The 2,892-nt window shown below is 37.0% G+C and carries 2 protein-coding genes and 1 pseudogene; 2 read left to right on the forward strand and 1 reads right to left on the reverse strand.

The genetic code is table 11. The annotated features are described in order from the left end of the window. Positions 1–337: pseudogene (locus tag AC06OU_RS13340) on the reverse strand (hypothetical protein); the annotation flags it as partial. Between the two features lie 309 nt (positions 338–646). On the opposite strand from AC06OU_RS13340, the gene AC06OU_RS13345 reads away from it, so the two are divergent. Then, entirely contained in the window at positions 647–1,777 is a 1,131-nt protein-coding gene (locus AC06OU_RS13345) for a hypothetical protein (protein ID WP_475856388.1), read from the forward strand. A 699-nt stretch (positions 1,778–2,476) separates the two neighbouring features. Beyond that, positions 2,477–2,892 (forward strand): ABC transporter ATP-binding protein (locus AC06OU_RS13350; RefSeq protein ID WP_475856390.1); only part of this gene is annotated, 416 nt, incomplete at its 3' end.

Genomic DNA, 2,892 nt, shown 5'->3' on the forward strand with positions numbered 1-2,892 from the left:
AAAATTCCAACGTGGATGAATCCTGTGATTGGAACAAGGAGGCGAGCGCGTTATACATATTACTTTCCGTGACATTAGATGTCGTATGAATGACATATTTCCAAAATCGAATCGGATCATTATCAGATGTATTCAGCGAAATCCATGTAACGATGTCATTCGTTTGGTTAAACCATTGGCTTAATAGCGTAGTTTTGCCGTAGCCTGCTGGTGCTTGAATAATCGTAATTCTTTTAGAATGGTTTTTCTGAAATAATTCATATAATCTTTTTCTATCTAGTGCTTCTGCTGTAGCTTTGGGTACCGTTGTTTTGGAACTCAACCAGACCATTTGCATCCTCTTTTACCTCCATGGGTTGCTTATACTTTGTAAATGTAAGAATAATTAACTAGTCTTCTCGTAAATCTATTATACTATTAACCTGTAACTTTTTATTCAAAAAATTAAAATAATTAACATTCCTCAATATTTTTAGAAAATCATTTCGTATAAGCTTAAGTGGTATGTGTTTTTTAAGGAATTTTTGCGAATGAGAAATGGTTTCTAAAAGTTGGTGGGAGGGATAATTGATAAATTATAGTATATTAATGATTTTTTAAAATAATGCACAATAAAAAACGGAGCAATTCATTAGGAGGAATAGTTTTGAGGAATAAAGGATGGAAGACAGCAACAGCGGTAGCATTATTAACAAGTTCGATTTTAGCCTTTTCACCAATTGCGTATGGTAAATCATTTTCAGTGGAGCAATCGGTAGCCACGGCGAAAAGTGATTTACACAAGGCGACTACGATATACGTATCTCCGGCGCTTGAAGGGAAATTAATCCCAAGTGACTCGCTCTATGCTACATTAAATAGTGTGAAGAAAAATTATGAGATCACAAAAAGTGTCGTTACCTCATCCAAATTATCTGCAGGCGAGATAGAAGGCACACTGAAGGAAATGGATGCCATTTACAATGAAAAAGTAACTAAGGGATTAGTTTCTTATATAGATGCGTATAATTACGCAACGAAGTATTTAGAGTCTCTAATGAGGGAAATTAGCCAAGCGGAAGCAAAGAGTGATTTTGCAGGAGTAGCTGCTGGATATCATAAGCTATCGTATCAGTTAAAGGATCGATCCTCTATTTTATATCGCTTTTCTGGTAAAGCTGCACGGGACTTATTACTAGAAAAGTATAAAAAGCCAGCTGATGCAAAGCGTGACGAACTAATGCTACCTGTCACCATTTATATGAAATTAGTAGATTTAAACAGCTTATATACAGCTGGGAAACAATCGGAAGCTTTAAAAGTATATGCAGAAATAAATGCCTTAATGGAAGGGTTACCGAAAACAAGTAAGTATTCGCCTATTTTATTGGCTGAGGTAGCTAAAATTAAAGCGATAGTGGAAGGACTTCCTAACCAGTCCACAGAACAGCAGATACTTGATGCAAAGGTGGAAGGCCTCGTGAAGGCAGTAAATGCTAGCCAAAAAAATATTCTTTTATCTTCTAGCACGTCCAATTCTTTAACGATAACAGTTCAGGAAGATATCAGTATGTTAGACTTTTTGAGTAAAGGATTTTATCCGACTCTTATTAGTAGCATAGGTGTGTCTAAGGTGAATGGAAACGATCCATTGTCAGAGGCTGCTATGAATGAATTAAAGGCTTTGTTTCCTACAGATGCAAAAGTGCTATCGGATTTAAAAGGGAAGTCATTTAATCTTCCAGTAACAGTTAATAATGGTGCCTTGGATGTCGTATTTACACTAGTTTTTAACTAAACAAAATAAGACCATGTAAAAGCTTAACTTTTACGTGGTCTTTTTTTGTTCATGAATGTTCATTTTGAAAACTGAAGGTTTTTACATAATTGCATCCTTCACAAGCGAGGCCTATCTGTTCTTGGGTATCGGGGTGCTGAAAGTAAATTTCATCGTACCCACAAATGTAACACTCCATGACATGAAAAATGAGACGAGGACCAATGACGTTGTCTAACAGCTGATTAAAATCGGACTGCATATTCTACATCTCCCTCTGCTTTTGTATCAATATAGCAAGTTAAAACCATATTATTCGTCGAAAGCCGGCAGAACTTTGGATTTGATTTCGACTATTTCCTGTTAATAGAGTATATGGAAGGAGCGTGTTCTATTATGAACGTTTTTTTTAGGAGGAACATACTAAAGGTTAGGTCTATTTGTAATCTTTTATTCATAGTAATTGACCTCTATTTCCAATTAAAAAGAACGATTTTTATTCGATGGTGGATTGTTTGTCGGAAAGAGAGGGAAATGAGGGAAAACGGTTAGAAAGATAGATTCATGCTCTGTGCAAGACAGTCAGAATCTCATGTACCTCTTTTTTCGTTGTGGTAGAATAGAGGCATTTTACCCACTTTTTGGAGGCATTTGATTTGATTTGTCGTATTATGGAGGGGAATGAGGACACTTGAGGATGTAAGAAATGAGGAATGCGAAATGATCGAACTCCGAGATGTGCGAAAAAAATATCGTTCAGGGACAAAGCAGATGGAAGTATTGCGCGGGATGGATCTTCGTGTGGAGCAGGGAGAGTACGTGGCAATCATGGGGAAGTCCGGTTCAGGGAAGAGCACGATGCTCAATTTGTTAGGAACTCTGGACTTGTTAGATAAAGGAAGCTATGTGTTAGCTGGTAAGTCAGTACATAAAATGGGTAAAGCTCGTCGTGCAAAGCTACGGAATGAGGAGATAGGATTTGTCTTTCAGCATTTTCAGCTGATCCCTAACTTGTCTGTCTATCAAAATGTGTTACTCCCTTTAACATACGGGAGAAAAAGACTTAGAGGAAAGAAAGCTCGCGTTCTTGCTATGTTAGAAGAGATGGGCATTTTAGATAAGAAAAACCACAAGCC

This window comes from Psychrobacillus sp. (assembly GCF_056205495.1).